General features: G+C 57.3%; 33 protein-coding genes and 1 pseudogene. 16 read left to right on the top strand and 18 right to left on the bottom strand.

Annotation, left to right across the window (positions count from 1 at the left end; all coding sequences use genetic code 11):
- Positions 1–27: 27 nt before the first annotated feature.
- Positions 28–612 (bottom strand): CoA pyrophosphatase, encoded by a 585-nt coding sequence (locus GKQ23_RS13930; RefSeq protein WP_212408573.1) that lies wholly within the window; start codon positions 610–612, stop codon positions 28–30.
- A complete protein-coding gene (pabB, locus tag GKQ23_RS13925) occupies positions 602–1,981 on the bottom strand; it encodes an aminodeoxychorismate synthase component 1 (protein ID WP_101505727.1) in 1,380 nt (459 codons plus the stop codon). Before pabB ends, GKQ23_RS13930 begins: the two co-directional genes overlap by 11 nt.
- Before the next feature lie 114 nt (positions 1,982–2,095).
- Here pabB and GKQ23_RS13920 point away from each other — a divergent pair, with 114 nt between their 5' ends.
- Positions 2,096–2,335, top strand: a complete 240-nt coding sequence (locus tag GKQ23_RS13920; protein ID WP_056242029.1) for a YoaH family protein — start codon at positions 2,096–2,098, stop codon at positions 2,333–2,335.
- Positions 2,336–2,445: 110 nt separating this feature from the next.
- Here GKQ23_RS13920 and GKQ23_RS13915 read toward each other — a convergent pair whose 3' ends face one another.
- The 14 genes and pseudogenes from GKQ23_RS13915 to GKQ23_RS13850 all read right to left on the bottom strand — a co-directional run bounded on the left by GKQ23_RS13915 (position 2,446) and on the right by GKQ23_RS13850 (position 13,421).
- Positions 2,446–2,799, bottom strand: coding sequence for a RidA family protein (locus tag GKQ23_RS13915; protein WP_212408572.1), 354 nt, complete (start codon positions 2,797–2,799; stop codon positions 2,446–2,448).
- 12 nt (positions 2,800–2,811) lie between these two features.
- The gene (locus GKQ23_RS13910) at positions 2,812–3,966 is read right to left on the bottom strand and encodes a site-specific integrase (RefSeq protein WP_249168532.1); all 1,155 of its coding nucleotides are present in this window, start codon (positions 3,964–3,966) and stop codon (positions 2,812–2,814) included.
- Positions 3,849–4,196 (bottom strand): helix-turn-helix domain-containing protein, encoded by a 348-nt coding sequence (locus GKQ23_RS13905; RefSeq protein ID WP_212408570.1) that lies wholly within the window; start codon positions 4,194–4,196, stop codon positions 3,849–3,851. Before GKQ23_RS13905 ends, GKQ23_RS13910 begins: the two co-directional genes overlap by 118 nt.
- A 25-nt stretch (positions 4,197–4,221) precedes the next feature.
- Positions 4,222–6,186, bottom strand: coding sequence for a DNA cytosine methyltransferase (locus GKQ23_RS13900; protein WP_212408569.1), 1,965 nt, complete (start codon positions 6,184–6,186; stop codon positions 4,222–4,224).
- Positions 6,187–6,620: 434 nt separating this feature from the next.
- Positions 6,621–7,319, bottom strand: a pseudogene (locus tag GKQ23_RS23910) (phage N-6-adenine-methyltransferase); the annotation flags it as partial.
- A 1,366-nt stretch (positions 7,320–8,685) separates the two neighbouring features.
- Entirely contained in the window at positions 8,686–8,913 is a 228-nt protein-coding gene (locus GKQ23_RS13890; protein ID WP_056242198.1) for a hypothetical protein, read from the bottom strand.
- Positions 8,914–8,955: 42 nt separating this feature from the next.
- Complete coding sequence (locus tag GKQ23_RS13885; protein ID WP_212408568.1) at positions 8,956–9,288, bottom strand: hypothetical protein; 333 nt, start codon at positions 9,286–9,288, stop codon at positions 8,956–8,958.
- Complete coding sequence (locus tag GKQ23_RS13880) at positions 9,281–9,661, bottom strand: hypothetical protein (protein ID WP_212408567.1); 381 nt, start codon at positions 9,659–9,661, stop codon at positions 9,281–9,283. The genes GKQ23_RS13885 and GKQ23_RS13880 overlap by 8 nt, the downstream gene beginning before the upstream one ends.
- Positions 9,662–9,723: 62 nt before the next feature.
- Positions 9,724–10,611 carry a RecT family recombinase gene (locus tag GKQ23_RS13875; RefSeq protein ID WP_212408566.1) on the bottom strand — a complete coding sequence of 296 codons (888 nt, stop codon included), beginning with the start codon at positions 10,609–10,611 and terminating at the stop codon, positions 9,724–9,726.
- A 2-nt stretch (positions 10,612–10,613) separates the two neighbouring features.
- Positions 10,614–11,426 carry a PD-(D/E)XK nuclease-like domain-containing protein gene (locus GKQ23_RS13870; RefSeq protein ID WP_212408565.1) on the bottom strand — a complete coding sequence of 271 codons (813 nt, stop codon included), beginning with the start codon at positions 11,424–11,426 and terminating at the stop codon, positions 10,614–10,616.
- A complete protein-coding gene (gamL, locus tag GKQ23_RS13865; protein ID WP_212408564.1) occupies positions 11,426–11,713 on the bottom strand; it encodes a host nuclease inhibitor GamL in 288 nt (95 codons plus the stop codon). Before gamL ends, GKQ23_RS13870 begins: the two co-directional genes overlap by 1 nt.
- Positions 11,710–11,883: a hypothetical protein gene (locus GKQ23_RS13860; RefSeq protein ID WP_212408563.1), complete on the bottom strand. Its 174-nt coding sequence runs from the start codon at positions 11,881–11,883 to the stop codon at positions 11,710–11,712. The genes gamL and GKQ23_RS13860 overlap by 4 nt, the downstream gene beginning before the upstream one ends.
- A 20-nt stretch (positions 11,884–11,903) precedes the next feature.
- Positions 11,904–12,875: a hypothetical protein gene (locus GKQ23_RS13855; protein WP_212408562.1), complete on the bottom strand. Its 972-nt coding sequence runs from the start codon at positions 12,873–12,875 to the stop codon at positions 11,904–11,906.
- A gap of 219 nt (positions 12,876–13,094) precedes the next feature.
- On the bottom strand, positions 13,095–13,421 hold the full coding sequence (locus GKQ23_RS13850; RefSeq protein ID WP_212408561.1) for a hypothetical protein: 327 nt from the start codon (positions 13,419–13,421) through the stop codon (positions 13,095–13,097).
- Positions 13,422–13,448: 27 nt separating this feature from the next.
- On the opposite strand from GKQ23_RS13850, the gene GKQ23_RS13845 reads away from it, so the two are divergent.
- Positions 13,449–13,730: a hypothetical protein gene (locus GKQ23_RS13845; protein ID WP_212408560.1), complete on the top strand. Its 282-nt coding sequence runs from the start codon at positions 13,449–13,451 to the stop codon at positions 13,728–13,730.
- 170 nt (positions 13,731–13,900) lie between these two features.
- Here the strand turns inward: GKQ23_RS13845 and GKQ23_RS13840 are convergent, their stop codons facing one another.
- A complete protein-coding gene (locus GKQ23_RS13840) occupies positions 13,901–14,248 on the bottom strand; it encodes an antitermination protein (protein ID WP_212411807.1) in 348 nt (115 codons plus the stop codon).
- 428 nt (positions 14,249–14,676) lie between these two features.
- Positions 14,677–15,327, bottom strand: a complete 651-nt coding sequence (locus GKQ23_RS13835) for a LexA family transcriptional regulator (protein ID WP_212408559.1) — start codon at positions 15,325–15,327, stop codon at positions 14,677–14,679.
- A gap of 80 nt (positions 15,328–15,407) precedes the next feature.
- Here GKQ23_RS13835 and GKQ23_RS13830 point away from each other — a divergent pair, with 80 nt between their 5' ends.
- The 14 genes from GKQ23_RS13830 to GKQ23_RS13770 all read left to right on the top strand — a co-directional run bounded on the left by GKQ23_RS13830 (position 15,408) and on the right by GKQ23_RS13770 (position 21,618).
- The gene (locus GKQ23_RS13830) at positions 15,408–15,596 is read left to right on the top strand and encodes a Cro/CI family transcriptional regulator (protein WP_212408558.1); all 189 of its coding nucleotides are present in this window, start codon (positions 15,408–15,410) and stop codon (positions 15,594–15,596) included.
- Positions 15,597–15,737: 141 nt separating this feature from the next.
- Positions 15,738–16,010 (top strand): CII family transcriptional regulator, encoded by a 273-nt coding sequence (locus GKQ23_RS13825; protein ID WP_212408557.1) that lies wholly within the window; start codon positions 15,738–15,740, stop codon positions 16,008–16,010.
- A gap of 35 nt (positions 16,011–16,045) precedes the next feature.
- Positions 16,046–16,891 carry a DNA-binding protein gene (locus GKQ23_RS13820; protein ID WP_212408556.1) on the top strand — a complete coding sequence of 282 codons (846 nt, stop codon included), beginning with the start codon at positions 16,046–16,048 and terminating at the stop codon, positions 16,889–16,891.
- Entirely contained in the window at positions 16,875–17,780 is a 906-nt protein-coding gene (locus tag GKQ23_RS13815) for a replication protein (protein WP_212408555.1), read from the top strand. Before GKQ23_RS13820 ends, GKQ23_RS13815 begins: the two co-directional genes overlap by 17 nt.
- The gene (locus GKQ23_RS13810) at positions 17,777–18,469 is read left to right on the top strand and encodes a replication protein P (protein ID WP_212408554.1); all 693 of its coding nucleotides are present in this window, start codon (positions 17,777–17,779) and stop codon (positions 18,467–18,469) included. The genes GKQ23_RS13815 and GKQ23_RS13810 overlap by 4 nt, the downstream gene beginning before the upstream one ends.
- The gene (locus GKQ23_RS13805) at positions 18,469–18,831 is read left to right on the top strand and encodes a hypothetical protein (protein ID WP_212411805.1); all 363 of its coding nucleotides are present in this window, start codon (positions 18,469–18,471) and stop codon (positions 18,829–18,831) included. Before GKQ23_RS13810 ends, GKQ23_RS13805 begins: the two co-directional genes overlap by 1 nt.
- A 2-nt stretch (positions 18,832–18,833) precedes the next feature.
- A complete protein-coding gene (locus tag GKQ23_RS13800) occupies positions 18,834–19,268 on the top strand; it encodes a recombination protein NinB (RefSeq protein WP_212408553.1) in 435 nt (144 codons plus the stop codon).
- Positions 19,265–19,519, top strand: a complete 255-nt coding sequence (locus GKQ23_RS13795; protein ID WP_212408552.1) for a hypothetical protein — start codon at positions 19,265–19,267, stop codon at positions 19,517–19,519. Before GKQ23_RS13800 ends, GKQ23_RS13795 begins: the two co-directional genes overlap by 4 nt.
- Entirely contained in the window at positions 19,516–19,719 is a 204-nt protein-coding gene (locus GKQ23_RS13790) for a protein ninH (protein WP_212408551.1), read from the top strand. The genes GKQ23_RS13795 and GKQ23_RS13790 overlap by 4 nt, the downstream gene beginning before the upstream one ends.
- Complete coding sequence (locus GKQ23_RS13785; protein ID WP_212408550.1) at positions 19,716–19,880, top strand: NinE family protein; 165 nt, start codon at positions 19,716–19,718, stop codon at positions 19,878–19,880. The genes GKQ23_RS13790 and GKQ23_RS13785 overlap by 4 nt, the downstream gene beginning before the upstream one ends.
- Positions 19,877–20,464, top strand: a complete 588-nt coding sequence (locus GKQ23_RS13780) for a recombination protein NinG (RefSeq protein WP_212408549.1) — start codon at positions 19,877–19,879, stop codon at positions 20,462–20,464. Before GKQ23_RS13785 ends, GKQ23_RS13780 begins: the two co-directional genes overlap by 4 nt.
- Positions 20,461–20,589, top strand: a complete 129-nt coding sequence (locus GKQ23_RS24080) for a hypothetical protein (RefSeq protein ID WP_256442789.1) — start codon at positions 20,461–20,463, stop codon at positions 20,587–20,589. Before GKQ23_RS13780 ends, GKQ23_RS24080 begins: the two co-directional genes overlap by 4 nt.
- Positions 20,576–21,067, top strand: coding sequence for an antiterminator Q family protein (locus tag GKQ23_RS13775; RefSeq protein WP_056242288.1), 492 nt, complete (start codon positions 20,576–20,578; stop codon positions 21,065–21,067). Before GKQ23_RS24080 ends, GKQ23_RS13775 begins: the two co-directional genes overlap by 14 nt.
- Before the next feature lie 368 nt (positions 21,068–21,435).
- Positions 21,436–21,618, top strand: a complete 183-nt coding sequence (locus tag GKQ23_RS13770) for a phage holin family protein (RefSeq protein ID WP_212408548.1) — start codon at positions 21,436–21,438, stop codon at positions 21,616–21,618.
- Positions 21,619–21,620: the final 2 nt, after the last annotated feature.

Raw genomic sequence — 21,620 nt, 5'->3', positions numbered from 1 at the left:
CGATTCTGACCGACATATGTTGCTATTTTAACCGCTTTGCGCCGTTTTTGCCACCTGCAGGCTCAGCTGGCGGATGATACCGGCGGTCATACCCCAGATAAAGTAGTCGTCGAACCATGACAGCCAGACGCGCTGGTCGCTGCCGTTGCGGATGAAGTCGAACGGCGAGTAGCGCCCGGTGCGCAGCGCCTCCTCCAGCGGCATCTCAAAAACAGACTCCACTTCGCCGGCGTTCGGCTGCCAGGGGATACCCGGCGACACGATGCCGAGCACCGGGGTGACGGCAAAGCCGGTGCTGCTGGTCACCGGCGGCAGCACGCCGACCACCCGGACCGCCGAAGCGGGCAGCGCCACCTCCTCTTCGGCTTCCCGCAGCGCGGTCATCACCAGCGAGCTGTCGCTGCTGTCGCGCATGCCGCCGGGAAAAGCCACCTGGCCGGCGTGTTTACGCAGGCTGGCGGCGCGGCGGGTCAGCAGCAGGGTCGGTGACGGATGCGCCACCACCGGCACCAGCACCGCGGCCTGGCGCAGCGGCCGCAGCGGCGCGGCTTTGTGCGGCGGCTGCAGCACAAAGCGCGCCAGAAAGCGCTCCAGCGGCAGGTTAGCGTTCATCGTGCGCCTCCTCGTCATCGCCGGTCAGGCGGGGCAAAATACGTCTCACCTTGTCGAAGGTCTCCTGGTACTCGGCGGCTTCCTCGCTGTCGGCAACGATGCCGCCGCCGGCGGCACAGTAAAGGCTACCCGCTTCGGCAATCAGCGTGCGAATAGTGATGCTGCTGTCCATCCGCCCGCACAGGCTGAGGTAGCCGATGCTGCCGCACCAGGCGTTACGCCGCTGCGGCTCAAGTTCCTCAATGATCTGCATCGCCCGCACCTTGGGCGCGCCGGTGATCGAGCCTCCAGGGAAGCAGGCGCGCAGCAGATCGCAGGCGCTCAGCTGCGGCTGCAGGGTGGCAGTAATGGTGCTGACCAGATGGTGCACGGCCGGGAACGGCTCCACCACAAACAGCTCAGGCACCTTAACGCTGCCGGGCGTCGCCACCCGGCCGATGTCGTTACGCAGCAGATCGACGATCATCAGGTTTTCGCTGCGGTCTTTTGGCGAGCGGGCGAGCCGTTCGGCCTGCAGGCGATCGGCGGCGGCATCGTCCAGCCGGGGCAGGGTGCCCTTAATCGGCCGGGTTTCGATTTCGCCCTGCTCCAGGCGGATAAAACGCTCCGGCGACAGGCTGAGCACCGCGCTGTCGGCAAGACGGATAAAGGCGCTGAACGGCGCGCGGTTGGCGGCGCACAGCCGGCGGAAGGCCTGCCATTCGTTACCGCGGTACGGGGCGGTGAAGCGCTGTGCCAGGTTAACCTGATAACAGTCGCCGGCCAGCAGCCACTGCTGGATCTGGCGGAATTTATCGCCGTACTCTTCGCGCGACATATTCGACTGCCAGTCGCCGGTCAGGCGAAAATCCTCAACGGCCGGGGCCTGCTGCACCTGCAGCCAGTCGAGGCGCGCTTGCAGATCGCCGTGCACCACCAGCGTCAGCGCCTGCCGATGGTGATCGGCGATCAGCGCCCAGTCGTAGATGCCCACCGCCATATCTGGCGTGGTCAGCTGCGCCGTCGCCTGTTGCGGCAGCGTTTCAAAGCGGCGGCCGAGATCGTAGCCGAACAGGCCGAGCGCGCCGCCCTGGAACGGCAGATCCTCGCGCCAGTCGGCGGTCAGCCCGCAGGCGCCCAGCTGCTGCTGCAGCAACAGCAGCGGATCCTCACCGGAGACCTGCTGCCGGTCGCCGTCGGCGATGGTCGTGCTGTCGCCGCGGGTGGTCAGGGTGATGCGCGGCTCGGCGACCAGGATATCGAAACGGTTGTCGGCGTGCTCGGCAAATCCGGAGTGCAGCAGCATCGCCCACGGCAGATGGGCGAGACGGGCAAACAGCAGCCCGGCGGCGTCGGGCGTATAGGGAAGCGCATGATAAACAGGTAACATGAGATTTCAGCAGGGTGATCGGTTACAGGGCTGCCAGCCTGGCATATTTTTCTGCCGCTGGCATCTCTTTGTCAGCCGTGGAATAATCCGCCGGGCAAATTAACAGGAGTCATTATGTTTTCAGGTTTACCCGCGCTCAGCTATGAGCAGCAACAGCAGGCCGTCGAGCGCATTCAGGAACTGATGGCGCAGGGGATGAGCAGTGGCCAGGCGATCGGTCTGGTGGCGGCGGAGATCCGCAGCACCCACACCGGCGGCCACGTTGCGGTGATGTTCGACGACGATGAAGAGGACTATGTCGCCGATCCAGACCGTGACGATAAAGACGACGAAGACGAAGACGACCAGTACTGAATCATTATCATTGCTCCGGATCGGGGTGCCGGCCTGCCGCACCTGGCCGATCCGCACGAAGACGAGGGCGCGCGTAGCGCCGCTGCCCACGCCCCGACTGTGCGCCGGTGTTACTTCGCGGCGATCACTTTGATCTCAACCAGATACTGCGGGTGCATCAGATTAGCCTGCACCGTACAGCGCACCGGCGCGTTGCCCGGTGATACCCACGCATCCCACGCCCGGTTCATGGCGGCGAAGTCCTCTTTGTTCACCAGGAAAATGGTCGCATCCAGAATGCGGCTCTTATCGGATCCGGCGCGCGCCAGGATGCGGTCGATCACCGCCAGCGCGTTGGCGGTCTGGGCTTCCGCGTCGGCGTCGAGGTTTTCCGGCACGCTGGTGTAGTAAATGGTGTCGTTATGAATGACGGCTTCCGACATGCGGTGTTCTACTGGCTCAATTCTGATTATTTCTTTAGACATTTCATTACCTTATCAATCATTAGTTCCATCCCTGAAATCAACATGGGACAGATTTGGGACATTTTTACTAAAAATATCATCGATAAGCTTTGCATGCAGGGATAAATGACCTGATGAAAAGTGTGCGTACCTCCTCACCATGTCTATGGTTTGCCACCCGCCCATTTCCTGAAGGACAGAAATCGGCACGCCTGCCATGATTAACCAGGTCGCCCACGTATGCCTGAGATCGTGAAACCTGAAATCCTCAATGCCAGCTCTTCTCAATGCTGATTTCCACCCAGTGTTTGAGTTTGAACTAACCGGCCTTGTAGTTTTAGATTTATCATTTCCTCCCCTTCTCTCAGTATCCAGATAGACAAACACGTACTCATCATGCCTGCCAATGTTTTTCCTCAACACTGCACAGGCTGTATCATTAAGGGCAACGCCAATTGCCCTTCCTGACTTGCTGTCATCTGCATAAATCCATGCCATCCTTTTCTGCAGATCAATCTGCTCCCATTTTAGCCGGGTGATGTTTGACCGCCTTAACCCAGTGCAAAGTGCAAACTCGACGGTAGATTTTAGTGGCTCTGAACATGCCTTTATCAATCGCTGGGCTTCTTCTGGTTTAAGCCAGCGTATCCGTCGATTTTTGGCGATTGGAACTCGAATGAATGGTGCTCTGTCAAGCACCTTCCATTCCCGCTCAGCAGCTCTCAGCAGCGACCTGATGAAAGACAAGCGCTTAATTTTCGTCCCTTGCGCCGCTGGCTTAGGTGTATAAACCGGCGGCTCTTTTCCCTTTTTCCTGCAGGCGGCCGATATTTGCACCCACCTGTTGTAGTGGTTGCGATTTATCGTGGTAGCAACCGCAGCATAAATTTCCCTCTCCGTAATCTCCCTCAACTGCTTCCCAGCGAGGAACGGCAGCCAGAATGACATCTGGTGCCTGTCCTCAAGGATTGTCTTTTTCTCGGTTTTTTCGTTAAGCCAACGAACGCAGGCCTCCTCAAAAGTTATGCTCTCCGGCTCTCCAAGCCGGACAACGCGCCATGAATCGGCCTTCAACTTGTCGTGGAGTTCTTGCGCTTGCTGCTTGTCGGTCGTGCCAAGAGATTGTTTAATTCTCTTACCGCCCGCTGGTGTGAAACTGGCGTACCATGTTTCGCCCCTACGAAAGATTGACATGATCTTCCCTCATGTTTATCTGCCGCGCTCACGGCGACAGTGTGCAACGGATTATTCAGTGCGGCAATACATGCCTGGCGGGTAACGAGATAGGGTGATTTTGATTTACTGGGGTCTTTGCGCGTAGCCGCGAGACGTCCCGACCTGATCCAGTTGCTGGCCGTTGGCCGGGATATGCCAAGAAACGCGCAGGCCTGATCCAGCGTTAGGGAGTACGCTTCCATAATTATTCCTTAGAGATAATGGGTTTTAGGCGACCTGCTGATCGCGATTGGTGCACAGCTCTGGCAGGTTTGCCCGCACCAGCGCCTCGGCGAACTGCGGCGGCACGGCGTTGCCGCAGCGCGCTACCTGCTTATCCTTCGAATAGGTGTTGCCGCGGTAATCGCGGTCGATGACATACCAGGACGGGAAGCCCTGCGCGGCGTAGAGCTCTTTCGGCTGCAGCATGCGCATGCCGATGTCGACGATCCGGTACGTCACGCCCTCCACCTGAACAAACTCGCTCATGCCGTGCTGGTGGAGGAACTCTGCCGCCAGCGCCGCACGCTCCTCGTCGTAGTCGTGAACCGCCAGGCAGGTGCGCACCTCGCCGACGTGCTGGCCGCCGGCCGTGATGGTTGGCATTGGCTGGTCGGTGCGCTGACCGTCTTTGCAGGTGCCGCGCAGTTTTACCAGGTTGGACGTCACCACGGCGTGGTGATTGCCGGTGGTAACCGTGTGGGCTGGCTGGTCAGCAGCGCCGCCAGGGTGGCCGGTGTTGTTGACCAGCAGCTGCGCCGTCACCAGAGCGTGGTGATCAGTGGTGGTGACAGTGTGGGCCGGGCCGTCCAGCGGCGCGCCGGGGCCGGTGTAGTTCCCGCCGAAATGTTTGGCCAGAAACGCGCTGGCGATCGCAAACTTGTTGCCGCCGGCGGTGACCGTCCCGACTGGCTTATGGATGTCCAGCACCCGCGGTGCCTGGCCCGGCCGTTCGCCGTAGCCCATCTGGATCAGCGTCGGGCTCACCAGCTGGCTTTTACCTCCACCGCCGGCGGTAATGGTGCCGCTGGGCTGATCCACCGCGTGACCGATGCTGCTGCCGAACTGCCGGGCAATGAACGGTGACAGATGCGCCTCAACCATCCCCAGTGCGTGGCCGTTGCCGCCTGGCCGCGCTGACGTGCCGGCGGTTACCGTTGGCAGAGGCTCGGTAACTTCCTGCCCGGTGGCTCCGGTACGGAACTTGGTGATATGTGGGGTGACGACCGCATAGCCGTGCTTGCGGGTGATCGTCTGCAGCGGGGTATCCAGCGCCTGGCCCCGGAAGCAGTCGTAACTGCCTTTGCTGGTGGTGTGGTTACACTTCACGATAAACGGCGTCGGGTTGTCGATCACGAAGCGCTGGATGCCGCGGGCGATGCGCCGCATGGTGTTCTCCGCCAGCGACTTCTTACGGCCAAAGATGGACGGGCAGGGGATTTCCCACTCAATACACTCCGCCGCGGTGCGCCAGGGTTTGAGCTGGCCGCTCTGCACCGCAAGGCTTTTTGGATCGCCGTGGGTAGCGTCCGGCCACACCACCGGCCGCCCGTCGCAGCGCATCACCATGAAGAAGCGTTTGCGGATCGTCGGCGCGCCGTAATCGCACGCGCGCATCTCCCGGTATTCGACATCGTAGCCAAGTCCGACAGTCAGCCGATGCGCTTCCGGCCCGTTCCGGTCTATCTGCAGGAATTCGCATGCCTCATTGAGCGCAGGGTGATCAGCTGGCACGCCGGTACTCAGCATACCGACAAATGCGGTGAAGGTTTCCCCGGTGCGGGACGGGTCTGGCCGGTCCTCGTCTGCCAACAGAGGGCACCATGTTTTAAATTCGATCACGTTTTCGAGCATCATCGCCCGGGGCCGGGCCGCCAGTGCCCAGCGGATCACAATCCACGCCAGCCCGCGAATCTCTTTCTTCACCGGGGTGCTACCTTTGGCCTTGCTGAAGTGCCGACAGTCTGGAGAGAACCAGGCGAGCGCAACCGGCGCGCCGGCGGTGGCCGCCACCGGGTTGATGTCAAAGACCGATTCGCAGTAGTGCAGCGTCTCCGGGTGGTTGGTGCTGTGCATGGCGATCGCATTCGGGTCGTGGTTGATGGCGATATCCACGCTGCGGCCAATTGCCGCCTCGATGCCGGTACTGGCTCCGCCGCCGCCGGCGAAGTTGTCGACGATAATTTCTCTCATGCTGGAATGTTCCCGAAAGTGTTGGTGAGGGCCTGCGCGGTAGCGATGATTACGCCGGATGGCGCGCGCTCGAGCAGCAGGGTGTTGATGTGGTGCTGCACTTTGCGCTGGTGCTCCGGCTCCAGATCGGCGAGGTGCTCAATTTGTCCGGCCAGGCGGTTGACTTCGATCGGCCACACGTCATTCTCCGCTGCTGGCGCTGCTGGCGCTGCTGGCGCTGCTGGCGCTGCTGGCGCTGCTGGCGCTGCTGGCGCTGCTGGCGCTGCTGGCGCTGCTGGCGCTGCTGGCGCTGCTGGCGCTGCTGGCGCTGCTGGCGCTGCTGGCGCTGCTGGCGCTGCTGGCGCTGCTGGCGCTGCTGGCGCTGCTGGCGCTGCTGGCGCTGCTGGCGCTGCTGGCGCTGCTGGCTGACTGCAGGAGGCACACAACTCTGCAGGCGGTGCAGGAGTGGCTGCCACCGGCGGGTGCAGGCGCACCGCTGCCAGCTCAATCTGCCGCATGAGCACCGTGCCGCGCTCCTCCAGCTCGTCGCGGCTGGTGTAGCCGAACCGTTCGCCCCGCCAGGTCTTATCAAACACGGCGATCGCCGCGCCGAATCCTGCCGATGATTCCGACGGCTGGCCGGCCGCTGGCCGGTACCACTCCGGCAGGTCAAAGCTGATGCGCCCGCGGATAAACGAAACGTGATCCGCATTCTCCGGCCACCACACCTCGCCGGTGGCGGCCTTAATCAGAAACACGTACCGGCCGCCCAGTTCGCGCATAGCCAGCGTGTGGGTCATGATTTGACGCATCCCGGTGATGTACTGGCCATCGTGCTGGCTGGCGCGGGAATAGGGTGGGTTGGCATAGGCCGCACCGCGCAGCTCCGCAAGGCGAGCGCTCCAGTCCTGCGTCAGCGCGTTATCCTCGGCGCTGTAAAACGCCTCGCATTTGGCGTTGCTGGCGTCCGCAAACAGGTCGAGCACAAAGGGGCCGAACATCGCGTTGATACCCCACCAGAGCGTGTCCGGTGTTCGCCACTGGTCGCCGACTTCCTTGAGCTTGTGCGTGGGTGCTGCGCGCAGGGCGGCCAGCGCCGCGCAGTAGGGATTTTCATCTACCGCTGGCGGTTCGACATCTTCAGCTACAAACACTTCACAGCTTTCTGAACAAGAGCCGGCGTCATAACCACCGCCTCCCCGAATTGTTGAGGCAATATCCTCACGACTTAAATCGGAATACATGGCTATTACTCCCTCCAAGGAATTATTCCCCCGGTACATGACTTTGTTTTCTTGCTGTCTACGATCGACAACTCTCACGCTGTCGCTGTTTATCACCGCCTGAAACTGGGCTGCCATGTCCGGTTCATCGCGAGCGGCCAGTGCAACTTTGTTAATACCTTTTTTAATACAGAAAAAGCAGTTTCCAAGATGCTCGGGGATTCCCAGATCGAAATCCTGACTTGCCCACCAGTTGATGATGTCGCGCTTTTCCATATCACAGATATCCGCCAGGTAACTCACGCCATCTTTTTTAGTGAGCCTTCTTGGTTCGTCTACACGGATACCCAGCCATGTGTGATATTTGGGGAAATTGTCTTTGCAATAGCGCTCAAATGGTTCAAGTTTCATCGTTCTGGTGCAGAAAGGACCGTGAATGTAAGGCGTGCCATACTTGTCACAGATTTCTTTCCATGGGCCGAGGTCAGGGCCGATTTCATCAATTCCGATTTTTTTATAGCTATTACCTTTGCCGAGTTCTGGATTAACCACTACGCGCAGACAAATGAGTTTAATTCCCCAGTATTTGACGATATTTCTTATGAATTCATAGGTTTTTGGATGTTCTGCACCAGTATCCAGAAAGATGTATTCAACCAGTTGACCAGCAGAGCGACGCTTTTCCATCTCATAAACAAGCCGGCCAGAGGTTCTTCCTCCTGAGAAGCTGACCACGTCTATGCATTGACTTTCATTTCTACGTGGGGAATCCGAACTCACTGAGCTCTTTAGGTGATCGGTTGTCATAATTGTTTGCCTCGACAGCCAGCTATTTCAGGCCGGTCAGGAGAGTTTGATTTGGTAGTAGGTGCAAAAATCCAGCACGTAGGGGCATTCGAAGGGGCTTTCAGTCTCGTTCATTACGTCACACCCGCCAGCGTGCAGGCAGTTGCAGTTCATGCAGCGGAGGCGGTTCTCAAAGCAGTTTTTCGCCATGGCGTAGCCATTGCACCGGCCACCGCTGAACCGGTGCGGAAAATCATACGCGGAACAGCGGCATGTGACCTGCCGGCCGTCCCAGTACGCTTTCCCGCGGGGATCTGAGTTTGCATGACCTCACCTTGTCAGAGATACAGCTCTGCAGTTAACGCCGCGATAAGCAGCAGGATCAGCACGGCCGCCGGGCGGATGCTGGCATAGAAGATTTGGTGGCGGGAGAAGTGCCGCCGGAGTCTTGTTTTCATGGGGAGAGGGCAAAAAAAACCGCCAATTTGGCGGCGGTATGAATCTCTAACTATCAGTGTTTTATGAGCTCTTTTTCTATATTTTCGGTGGGGATATTTGAGTGGCAGAGAGCAATATAATGATATTTTTCACCGAGAGTATACTTTTCAATAGGCATTCCCATACTTGAAATGCTGCCATTCTCACCACCGATATTTATCGTAAGATAATTTAAGTTTTCCTCAACGAAAAAAACCTCTACCTTGTCATGCGGTAAGAACGCTATAACTTTTTTGCTCATCTAATTAGTCCCTATTTTAACTGTCGTGACATGTCACAATAGTTATATCACTAGTTTCAACCCCTGCCACCCGTTTGTTACCCAGCACGCCGAGTCGCCGGCGCACGGACAGCTGATAACCGGTGCTTTGTCGCCACATTTGCCGCAGTTACCTACCATTTTTAGTAGGTCTTGCAGCTCTGCGTTGTCTCTGCGGATCAGCATGGTCAAGTACTCGCTCAGCTCATACGGTTCGCGGCCGGGCCGCCGGGTGGCGCAGTTATGCTCCAGCATTACCATCTCCTGCTGGTCGAGCTGCAGCTCAAGTTTCCGGGTGCCGCTGGCCGACTGTCGGGCGCGCTGCGCGGCTTTGCGTTCGGCGGGGGATTTAGCCATCACAACCTCCCGGCAAGCCGAACAGAATACGGTGCTCCCACCCCTCACTGCTGACGCTGGCGTGATACTCACCTTCATCGACCTCTTCCCACTGCTGCCACTCTTCGCTGCCGTCGAGCTTACGTATCTGGTAAACCTTGCCGGGTGAGTCTTGCAGCGCCAGCACCCGCACCTGCTCACTCAGCGCGTCACGCTCAGCGTAAACGGCCATAACCGCCTCGGCGCTACTGCGGTCGGAAAAGTCTGCAAGCCACTCACTCTCGCCGTTCGCCTCCCGCGCATACAAGGTCCAGAACTCAGCGTCCTGGTCTTCAACCTGATCAACATCCAGGCCGTTATCAACGCAGCCGGCCACGTAGTATTTTTCGGTCATTTCTCTCTCCCGCCGACCGTAGTCAGCCAGTGCCGACCAGGCGGCCGGCAGGTGAATTTCGGTTACTCCGCCGCGGTCATTTCATCGGTGCGGATGTTGTAAATGTCGGTGGCCTTGTCCAGAAGGTCGGTGTTTGCAGCCAGTTTATGGGCGGCGTAACGGTAGGCCTTATCCAGATCAGCTGTGCTCTTTGCATTGCCTGCAGCCACGGTAAAATCGGCCAGCAGCTCATCCAGCGATCGGGATTCAACGGGCACTGATTCGGTGGTCGTGCCGACCACATCCTTTTCGGCTGGCTTCTGGTTGATCAGATTGTTGAGGTCCTGCCGGGTGCGCGCAGGTGTGACATCGCGTTCGGAACGCTGCTGTTCGAACTCGTCCGGGGTGTAGACGCCAAGAATGACGTCAGGGCAGTACAGACGCGCCCAGTATTTTACTGCCAGATAAGCCAGCTGCTGCTTCGGTGCCGTTTTCCAGAGCGGGGAGTTACGGGTGGTGACGAACTCCATGTAAAGCCATTCGCCCCAGGTGATTTCCGTTTCACCGCGCAGCACTGCGCCCACACGAACGCACAGGCCTTTTTCACCACTCGCGTTTTTGTCGCCGGGCCGGAAGGTTTCCCAGCTGCCGCCGTACTCATACTTGAAGCGCCCCTGCACAGCGGTGGAGCTGGTGATCACCGCATTCACCAGCTGCGCCTCGTAACCAAGCGTGCCGTTGACCAGATGGGTTTTCTGCGCCACGGCGTAGGGATTCATTCCCCACTGCGCCGCCTGCAGCGCGATAGCCAGGCAATCAGCTGGCTTGCCAGAAAGGTGTACCGGAACGGTAGCTTTGCCCTGGGCCATGATTTCAGCAAATGCCTGCAGCTTCTGCAGGCCGGACGGGCTGAAGATAGCCGCTTTCGTGTCGGCTTCGCCCTGGCTGTGATGGGTGATCTCGATGGTCATAATCAGTCCTTTTTCTTCGCCCAGGCGGGGCGGGTGATTTCTTCGATACCGCCCCAGCTGTCGCTGACCCGGCATTCGTGATAGGTGTTCAGGCTGCTGCGGAACAGCTCATAACCCGCGTCGGTATCTTCCGGTTTGATTTGGAAAGTGCGCACCGGGTAGCGACCGCAGTCGATGGTTTCGCTCACGCAGAGGAAAATAAACATCGGGTCTTCGCCGAAGTGCCGCAGGTATCCTTCGCGGTACATGGCATCCTGCATGTGATAGCGGAACTCTTCGATGTGGCGCGGGAAGCGATCCATGTCGGCCACTTTTTTCACGTCGACGATGATCGGCTGACCAGTCAGGAATTTGTCTGGCCGGATGCGGCACAGCTCTTCGGTTTCGGCATCCTTCCAGTAAATGGAACCTTCACAGTGGCCGTCTGCTTCCAGCAACCACCGGGCTGCCGGGTGCGCCAGCGCGCTCTCACGCATCAGTTTTAGCTTTCGACCCTGCTCGGCGTCCATCACCGTCATGCCGAGGCCTTCACAGTCTTTCAGGAAACGCGCTTCATCCTCTTTCCCGGCGTTGGTGCGACGGTTGAATTCAGGCGCAACAATAAAGCGTTTATCGAACTCCAGCGGCTCAAGCAGCAGGCAGTGCAGGGCGGTGCCCATGTCCAGCGCTTTCAGCTTTTCGGTATCGACCGGGGCAGCTTTGCGCCATTTGAAGATCGCCGGGTTTGTGGCGATGTCGTCCAGCTGTGATTTACTGACGCCAGCGCCAGCGTGATAATCTTCGTTGCTGATATCCAGATACAGTCCGGGTTCCATCAGGCCACCTCACCTAAAAAATATTTATCGCTGTAAAGTTTCTCCGCCTGAGCCAGGCAGACCGTTTCGACGAATGCCGCGTAGGCATCCTGTGCTTTGTCGGTGTTCAGGCCGACGTCGTAGGGGGACAGGGCCAGGGAGGTGCGATAAAAGTCCATCGCGCACTCCGGGAACTGGCGGGCGAGCTTATCCGCTTTGTCGCGAATCCATTCTTTGCGCCGAGCCTCAGCTGCAGCGCCGTCGTTGCGCATCTGCTCAACGCGGTCAAAATTCAGGAATCGCCTCATGGCTGTATCCTCCGGTTCAGGAACTCAATTAGGCGCTGCCACGGTGATTTCGGTGGCGGCGGCGAAAAGCTGGCGCCGGTCAGTATGTTGGCAGGGTGAAACTGGATAGATTTAAACGCGTCAAAGCCGGAGCCACCCACGCGGGCAGCCCCTGCAGTTGCTAATTGCATGGGTGATTCCTCAGTTTGAATTAGTAGGTAATGCTGGCGTGCGGGATGCGGTTGTCTTTCAGGGCTGTCAGGGTGGCGATAGCCTGCTCTCGGTTTAGTCCGGCATTCGACATCAGGGCGTTTACCACCGCGGTGCCGATCTGCTTACGGTGCGTTTCGTTCGCTGCACGCTCAGCTGCTTCATCGGCGATCCGCTTTTCTTCCGCCAGGCGTGCAGCTTCGGCCTGTTCAGCGCGAAGACGTTCGGCGGCGATAGCTTCCTGCTTCTCACACTCAGCCTGCTCACGCGCCTGCTGCGCCAGCAGGGCGGTGCGCTCCAGCGCTTCGCGGGCTTCACGTTCAGCCTGTTCTGCCTGCGCTCTCAAATCAGCCTCACGGCGGGCAGCTGCTTCACGCTCGATGCGCTGTGCCTCTTCGGCTTCCTTGCGGGCCTGCTCTGCTGCCTGACGTGCTATTTCCTGCTCATGGGCAACGCGCTGGCGCTCGGCCTCCGCTTTCTTCTCGGCTGCATCCCGGTCGAACTTATCGTTCAGCAGCAGGGCAATTTCGTGATCGGATTCGAAGCGGTCGGCCAGCGCCTTATCCCACAGCTCGTTATCCGCCAGTGCTTCGGTGTGCCAGTCCAGCATCTGCTGATCGGCTTTGATGCGTTCCTGCTCGTCCTCCCACTCGGTCAGCGGCCGGCGGACTTCATCGCGGAGGTTGTCGCACTCGGTCACAAAGCGCCGTAATTCCGCCTCAGCGGGCTTAACGGCCTCTTTCAGGTGTTTGAGATACTCACGGCCCGGTTTTTCGATCAGGGTCTTGCTGCGCGATACCTGAGCCGACAGTGACGCCACCCGGGCGCGGCCTTTCGCCGTGGTAAGGTCTGGCACTTCGTTCGCCATCTGGCGAATCAGCTCCAGATACTGATCAAGCCCGTTTGCCACATACAGCACTGGAGCCTGTTCAGGCTTAATCTCCAGCACCGTTAAGTCCGTTACTTCGCTCATTTCCTCTCCTTACTCAGGGCATAAAAAAGCCCTCCGGAGAGGGCGAATAACTTCACTCATGGATGGCTAACAGCGCAATGCCGTCACGTATAACGGCATTGCGGTGTCACTCAATGTCATGGATATACTCAAAATCACCACAAGAGCTGCCCCCGTCCGTCAAATCAGATAGCACCGGTGCTCTTACCAGAACCGCGTCCATGCCGCCCCAGTCTCGCCTCAACTTCCATACCTGCAGCAGCGTTCTTCCCAGCGCTTCGAAAACTGCTGCACGCTCAGTATCAAATCTGGCTCGTGCGTCCATAACGAAATATTCAAATTCCTGCCCCATAAATCCCCCAATAAACACCCATCCCCACACCCCACCAAAACAGGCAGCAGATAACCAACATCGCCAGCCATACACGACCCCGATAGCTCATGGTGTGCTCCAATAAAAAAGGCCGCATGAGCGACCTGATTGATATGAATGCCGGGATGTTTAGCCACGCCCGGCGCGTGGTTTCCCTGCTTTCCACAGACAAAGGAAACTGATAAGTTGCTCATTCCACAGACAATGAAAGGAATGCAGTCATGGCTAATTTTCTCGTGCGTGTAGAGCTTTATGGTGCTGATTCAGAACGCTACGATGCCTTATACGAAAAAATGAAAGCGCTGGGATTTTCAAAAGAAATCCTTTTCAATAACGCTAGTTACAGCCTTCCCACTGGAACCTATTTTGGTTCTTTTAGTGACAGTGCTGAGGTCGTAAAAAACTCCGTTAAAAAAGTTGCAGATCCACTTTCAACAAAGGCAGCATCTATTTTCGCTTGTTCATTTGGTGACTGGTCTGCCTTTCTCTATCCACCCTCCTGAAAAGCCTTCCCCTTGACCTCCAGGCTCTGAGAGTTTGAAACTCTTTCTACGCTGAACTTCTTGTTTCAGCGTATTTATTGCTGCATCTATTGCCTCACTAAAGCTGATTCCTTCCTCGGTTGCCAGCTCCTGCACAACTTTCCTAAAATCATCATTCAAGTTTTCCATTCTCACCTCGCTGTTACTGATTCTGATTTACGATGCCCGGCTGCGAATATCGCTACCTCGGGCAGGCACATCGCACCTTCCAGCACCGGTTTACGGTTGAACTCATGGTTAAACAGGTAGGTGGCGCGGATGATCTGGTTTCGATACTCCTTCACCTGCTTAGCCGCTTTGGTTGCCACCGCATTAAGGGTTGATGGCGTGTAGTCAGCGCGCTTTAAGCTGAGCGTTACCCGGCTTGGAGTAGGGCGGTGCAACACTTCTGAGCTGATGCTGACCTCACTCTGCAGGTGAGCGCGACGCTCACGGCGGCGGCCAGCTGCGGAACCTGCAAATGCCGTTCTGCGTGTCATAGATACCTCCTGAGTGAATTTTGGTGATTGGATGGCCGGTGCTGATCTCCGGCTTTCGGAATTCGGCAGCTTGTTCATAGCCTGAGCCGTGTCCGCCACGCTCACATCCGGCTGAAATCATTGCCGGTATGGGTGCCGCTGCCTTATCGCGCATCAGCCTGCGCATCCATCCAATCCCAAAACTCACGCTTTGGTACTAATCTGGCTTTTCAGCCACGTAGGTGATCCGTCACCGTTGTAGGTACTGCTGATCTCCGTTTCGTATTGCTCCAGCTCCTTGCTGTGGAGTTAAATTTAAGTCTTCTTAAGAATTGGCGCAAGTGTTATTTTTAGAAAACTTAAGATTCAAGGCGTGTAAAAACTTAAGAGCATGAAAATAAAGACGAAAAAAAACCCGCAATGCGGGCTTCTCTTAATAGGGGGGTGCTCTAGCGGCGGCGGCGGTACTTTCGATGCTCCATCATTGTACCGACTATGCGGATCGGAGAGGTGTCTGAGCGCAGGGTAGGCCAGTCTTCATTTAGCGGAACAAGCTCAAAAACTTCTTTTCCGTCAATGATGCCCCTCGGCCTGAATTTTTTGAAAAGCGCTTCATCTTCGCCGTTTTTTGCTACTACGAAGTCACCCGGTAGCGGGTAGACGTTTGGGTCGATAACAACCGCATCACCTTCATGAAAATCCGGCTCCATCGATCGGCCGCGAATAATCAAAGTAAACGCGGAATCAGACACGTCAATGTTAGTCTGTAAGTAATCCACTTCACCTTCCAGGTTTCTTAAAGTGGACTCTGCGGTCCATTCTCCCGCCTGAACGTAGCTGATAATCGGTATCAGCTGCGAGTCAGGTGCGGCGGGCTCAACGTTAGAAAAAGAGCTCTCGCCGTACTGAATGTATTCTGGCGCGCACTGCAACGCTTTCGCCAAAGAAAGCAAATTCTCCCCTGTCGGTTTTGTCTTGTCATCTTCCCATTGCGAGATAGAACCACCCTGGACGCCGATTTTTGCGCCCAATTTAGCCTGTGTCAGCCGCAACTCTTTTCTGCGCGTGCGGATGCGCATTCCGATGGTTTCATTTTTCATAGTTAAGACATCTTAAGATCAGTTGACTTAAGAATCCTTTTGCTGAATAATTTAAGACTACTTAATAAAAGGACGTGGACATGAAGAAGACTGAAGTCATCGCCCACTTCGGGAGCCAGCGTGCGGTTGCTAAGGCACTACGCATTAGCGACTCAGCGGTTTCCCAGTGGAAAGAGGTTATCCCTGAGAAAGACGCCTACAGGCTCCAATGTGTGACTGATGGAGCACTGAAATATCATGAGGCAGCTTACCGCCGCGTCGCTGCTTGATTAACAGACCACCCCCACCTTAAAACGGCACCCGCCTACGTCGCTGAAAAGCGAAATCTCATAAAAAACCATTACTACACGTGGCTCTAGCTACGGCTTTGTCACGTCTAAATCATTAATCAATAAGGACAAGTGTTAACTATGGAAACTGCAAACAACAGCAAGTTGATTAACCAGGTGGAAACCGAACTGCGCTCACGCCTGACCCACAAAGGGCAGCGCGTTCTGGCTGCTGAAGCTGGCTGGCACGAATCGAAGGTAAGCCGCCTGAACCTGCGCGATATGGCGACGGTGTTCGTGCTGCTGGAAAAGGTGTGGGAGACCAGCCTGATCGCCGAAGTGGCGCGCCAGGCGGTAGAGGCGGTAATGACCAAAGAAAAAGCCCCGAGCTGCGGTTACAGCTTCGAGGCCTGATTGCGAAAAGACTGGATCAATTCACAGGAGTAATTATGACAACGCTTTCCCAGCTTTACAACAACCGGAAGAAAAACGGCAGCGGTACGACCACGAAAAAGACCTTCAGCGTGCCGATCGAGGAGCTTTACCTGGAAGAGGGCAGCAACATCCGTTCCGTTGACAAGGAGCACGCCGAATACATGCGTGACTGCTGGATTGACGGGTCTGATCTGCCGCCGCTGTCGGTTGAAGTGACGGAGAAGGGCATCAAGGTGATCGACGGCCAGCACCGCTTTATCGGCGCGCAGCTGGCTATCGCTATGGGCCACAGCATCCCGCGTATCGAGTGCAAAGACTTCGTTGGCACCGAACTGGATAAGCTGGCCCACATGGCGAAATCGTCACAGGGCAAGCCGATCACGCCAATTCAGCGCGCCGGTGCGTACAACCGTGCCCGCAACCAGGGTCATACCTCAGCGGAAATCGCCAGGGCGTTTGGCCGTTCGGTTGCTGACGTGGAAGACCACCTGCAACTGCTTTCATCTGGTGAGGTGCTGATCGGCATGGTCGCAGCTGGAGAAGTGGCCGCAACCACTGCGGTGGCACTGTCACGCGAGCATGGCGTCAAGGCTGGCTCAGTCGCTGCTGCAGGGCTGGCAAAGGCCAAAGCTGCCGGTAAGTCTAAGCTGACAAAATCGGCCGCTATGCAGCAATTCAGCGCCCGTAAAGCGCGTCGCCTGGTGGAGCTGCTGGTGGATGCTGAGTACCTCTTCGAAGAGGGCTTCGGCACGATCACGCTTGCAGATGGTACCGACGACGAAATTAACCGCATTCTCGCTGAATACCGTTCTGGCATCAGCACCAACGCAGACGGGGGGAATCATGAACCTCGCCTATGACAACGTAACACCCTTAAGGCCCGATCTCCGGGCCGTGGAGCAACGCGTGGCTGACCTTGATGACGGATACGTCAGGCTGGCAACGATGATTCTGGAAGAGATGGCCGGGGCCGATTTCACCAAGCGTCAATTCAAGGTGATTTTGGCCGTAATCCGGCTTACCTACGGATGGAACAAAGCGCGAGACAGGATAGCGAACTCCCAGATTTCAGAGATTGCCAAACTGCCGGTTAAGCGGGTTAGCGAAACCCGTGTACAGCTGTTGAAAATGAACGTCTTAACGGCTTCCGGGCAGCAGCTTGGGCTTAACAAAAACGTTTCAGAATGGGCGATCCCTCAAAACGAGGGATTATCCCTCAAAGCAGGGGATAAAAAATCCCCCAAAATGAGGGATTTCAATCCCTCAAATCAGGGGGACACCATAGACATAAATATTAAAGACAAAATAAAAGATCATTCGTCAGAGAATTCTGGCGAACTCTCCGACGACCCGCCTGCAGCCCTTCCAGCTCTCCGACCTGACGCAGCCACGCAATCACCAAAAGGCGAGAAGTGGGGCACTGCTGACGACCTGCGGGCGGCAGAGTGGATGTTCGGGAAAGTCCTGACCGTTTCACCCACTGCCCAGCCGCCAGCCTGGTACGCATGGGCAAACGACATCCGCCTGCTGCGCACCGCGCTGAACACCACCCACCGCGAAATCTGCGAGGTGTTCGGCTGGGCCAATGCTGACGGCTTCTGGCAGACCAACGTCATGAGCCCTGCAAAGCTGCGCAAGCAGTGGCAGACGCTGGTGGCGCAACGCAGCCAGGGCAGAGGTGCCGCGCGCTCCTCCGGTCCTGCGCTGGACTACGATAACACTGACTGGGCAGAGGGGTTACAGGTATGAGACATATCGCAACAGCCATCCAGAACCGTGACGGGCGATCGCTGCAGCGGATTTACGCCGCGGCTGAGCAGCCAGGGCAGCAGGTAACGAAGCAGGACGCCGAGATATTCAACGAGCTGCTGCGCCAGCTGAAAGGGACATTCCCGGCGATGATGGCGCAGATTAAAGATCAGGCTGAGCTGAACGAGCTGCGCCGGCAGTGGGTACTGGCGTTTGCCGAGAACGGCATCACCAGCATCGCCCAGGTGAACGCCGGAATGCGGATCGCCCGCCAGCAGGAAACGCCGTTCCTCCCGTCGCCCGGGCAGTTCGTCGCCTGGTGTCGTGAGGGTGAGGCCAGCAAATACGGCCTGCCGGACGCCGACGAGCTGTACGCGATGGTAATGGATTACAGCGCGCGCCGCGGACTGTACGACGGCCCCGAGCATTTCTCCTGGCAGAGCAACGAGTGCTGGCTGATGGTGCCCGCGCTGTACTCGCAGATGCGCTCCGGCAACCTGACGGCATCAGAGCTGCGCCAGAAGTGCGTGAAGGAACTGCGCAACATGACCCGTCGGCTGGATGCCGGAGAGAAAATCAGTGCGCCGGTGGCTCAGCTGCCAGTGCTGGCCTGCCCGCTCAGCAACGAGAAGGGGCTGGATAAAATCGCGGAGTTACGCCGCAAGCACGGCATGCAGGGGAAATCGTGATGCAGGCTGAAAGAGAAAAAAACCAATTCGCTGAGGATCGGGAGCGCCTGTCACGCCAGCTCATTCGGCTGGGGGACATGATCGGTGATGGTCTGCACCTTGAGCCTGACGGCAAATGGATCAGCAAAGAATATCGCCGTGTTGCTAAGGCGCTGGGTTATGAACTTGGTAAGCGACCGCGCCGGAACAACGGTGATGCAATAAACCAGCGGATGGCTGAACGGGTCAATGAGGTCAGATGCCAGAAGTGTGGCGGAAGCCTCAAGCAAACCCGATCAGGAAGTCTGCAGGCCAAATGCGAGAGCTGTGGCGCGCAGTGCCAGTTACTGAAATCTGTTCGGAGGAAAGCCACAGGAGGCTGAACGTGAATAAACAAACCTACTTCCTGATCGACAACGTGCGACGGCAGAACTGCACAGAGTTCATCAGGCAACTACCCACCAACCCCGACACACCCCTCGTAGTAACCATCCAGGAACGAACCCGCACCCTCGACCAGAACGCCAAGCTATGGGCCTGCCTGAACGACGTATCAGAGCAGGTCAACTGGCATGGCCGGAAGCTGACCAGCGAGGAGTGGAAGCACGTGTTTACCGCGGCGCTGAAGCGTCAGGACGTGGTACCGGGCATTGACGGCGGTTTCGTGGTGCTGGGCCAGTCAACGAGCCGGATGACCGTCGGGGAAATGCGGGACTTAATCGAGCTTATCAGCGCCTTCGGTGCAGATCATGACGTGCGCTTCGGTGATGATGCGTCGTGTGCCATGCGCTGGGCGGCGCATTACGGGAGAGCGGCATGACAGCACGTCAACACATCATCGCATTACTCAGCCAGCGCACCGGCTATGTCCCGTCGTCAGAAATACACGATTACGTCTGCGGGAAGACCGGCATTAACCGCAACGGCAGCCATACCAGCCTGCGGCGTATGTGCGACCGGGGCGTCATTACCCGGCGCGGTACCGGACCGCATTCAGTGTGCCGCCTGGCAGATAAAAATCAGGTGAGCACCGTTCGCATGTTCGATCAACTTCGCGGGGTAAAGCCATGATCGGAACACTCAGCACCATTCCTGAACTGCTCGTTGTAACACGCGGCAATCAGACTGAGGCTGCACGACAGCTGAACTCGAACAGGGCCACCGTCAAAAAATATTCGCGTGATTTTCAAGCCACGCATCACGCCATCGTGAACGGTGTGCTGATGATTTACCGCGGGCAACTCGGCGAGCACAAACGGAGGAAGCCATGAGGTCAGGATTCCAGCAGTGCCTCGACCACGCCATGATCCGCTCTACCAGCCGCAGCCGGCGCAAACCAAAACCCCAGCCCACCGCCAGCCAGATACCGACGTTTGACTACCTGCACGGTCTTCTCCAGGCGAAGTGGAACCGCATGAGGAGGACGCGATGACAAAGGCTACAAAGCCGAAACCACCCAAGCCGAAGAAATGCCGAGTATGCCCCGAGAAGTTCCTCCCCCGTAACACCCTGCAAACCGTCTGTTCCCCCCAATGCGGCATCCAGCTGGCCAGACAGCAAACCGTACGCAAAAAACAGGGCGAGGAAAAAGCCGCACGTGCGGCGTGGAACAAACGCAAATCAGACGCCAAGCCGTTAAGCCACTGGATCAGCATGACCCAGCGGGCGTTTAACGACTTCATCAGGGCTCGGGACGGCAATATCTGTATCAGCTGCGGCAGCACCACTGCAATCAACTTCCACGCCGGCCACTTCAGGACGACGGCAGCGGCATCACAGCACCGGTTCAACGAGGACAACTGCAACAGCCAGTGTTCGGCCTGCAACATCCATCACTCCGGCAACATCGGGCCATACCGCATCAGCCTGATAGCGAAAATCGGCCTCCAGCGCGTCACAGCGCTCGAAACAGACAACAACCCTCACCGATACACCCGCGAAGATCTCGACGCCATCAGGGCGCGTTACAGAGCGAAATTACGGGCACTGGTAAAACAGCAGGAGCAGGCAGCATGACCGACTACCTCCGGCAGAAATGGCGCTACCTGCGGATGTTCCGCGCGCGCCGAATGTTCGAGATTAATTACCGCATTCTGCGGAACACCGAAAAACTTATGGGGATAAAACATGCCGGTACGTGAACTGAATCTGACGAAAGACCAGCACGATTGGCTGAATAACTGGCTGGAACTGTGGGGTGCGTGGGTGTACAGCGGCAGGCTAGAGAAGCGAATGAGCAGCATGATCGCTCAGTGGATGGAGAGCGTCGAACCCTCCCGGGTGATGTCGCGCCCGATGTGCAATGACGATGACGGAATGTTGATTTCTCAGGTCGTGGATTCCGTCATGTGCATTGACCAGCGGGCGTTCGGTATTCTGCTCAGCTACTACTCTCACGGGTCATCTAAACGAGCCATTGCATCGTACTACCATGCCACTGCAAAACCCCGCAAGTTCGTCTGTGGCCGCAAGGGGGAGGGATGGCGCAAGCCATCAGAGGAGACCTGTCGAAAGGAAGTGGCGCAGATCATCAATGCCAGCCTGTACTTACTCTATTCCCCACTCAAAAATGCGCTTAATAGCCGCAAACGTGTCGAGAAGATTAGGCATGTTGCGTGAGTTTGCGTGAAAGTGCTTGACGTCTATATACCCATTTACCCATAATAAGTAGGTAAGCTGCCGTAAGTGTTCTTAGTGAATGCCACGGCAGCTTTTTTATTGGCATTATCGGAACGAAAGCCGCTAATCGGTCATGAGGTGCATCGGCTCGGAATGCACGAAAGCGCGGCATCCGGCAAAATCGCGTTACGGTGGCAGCGCCGAAAAAGTCTGCCAGTTCGTAAAGCACATCAGTGTGCGCATCCGAACCATGCTGGCTGGAAGGTCAGCGCACCATATTTCAAGCCCTGGCTAACCGCCGGGGCTTTTTCATTTCCCCCTTTCAACCAGCACACAGCACCCACCCGGACAAACCGGAGGTGAGAGATATGCGTATGGAAAAATTCACAAATGGTGCTGCCCTCGGTACCGGCTCGACCACGGTGTTGTTTGGTGCCCTGTCGCTGAACGAGTGGGCGATTGTTATTGGCATCATCTGCACGCTGGGAACCTTCGGCGTGAACTGGTATTACCGCTGGCGCGAGTACCAGCTGAAGCGTAGCGCGGGGTGATC

Origin of the sequence: Erwinia sp. E602, from assembly GCF_018141005.1 — a bacterium.
In the GTDB taxonomy this organism is placed as follows: Bacteria; Pseudomonadota; Gammaproteobacteria; order Enterobacterales; family Enterobacteriaceae; genus Erwinia.
The sequence above is the reverse complement of the archived record's forward strand: the minus strand, read 5'-3'. Positions and strand labels throughout refer to the sequence as shown.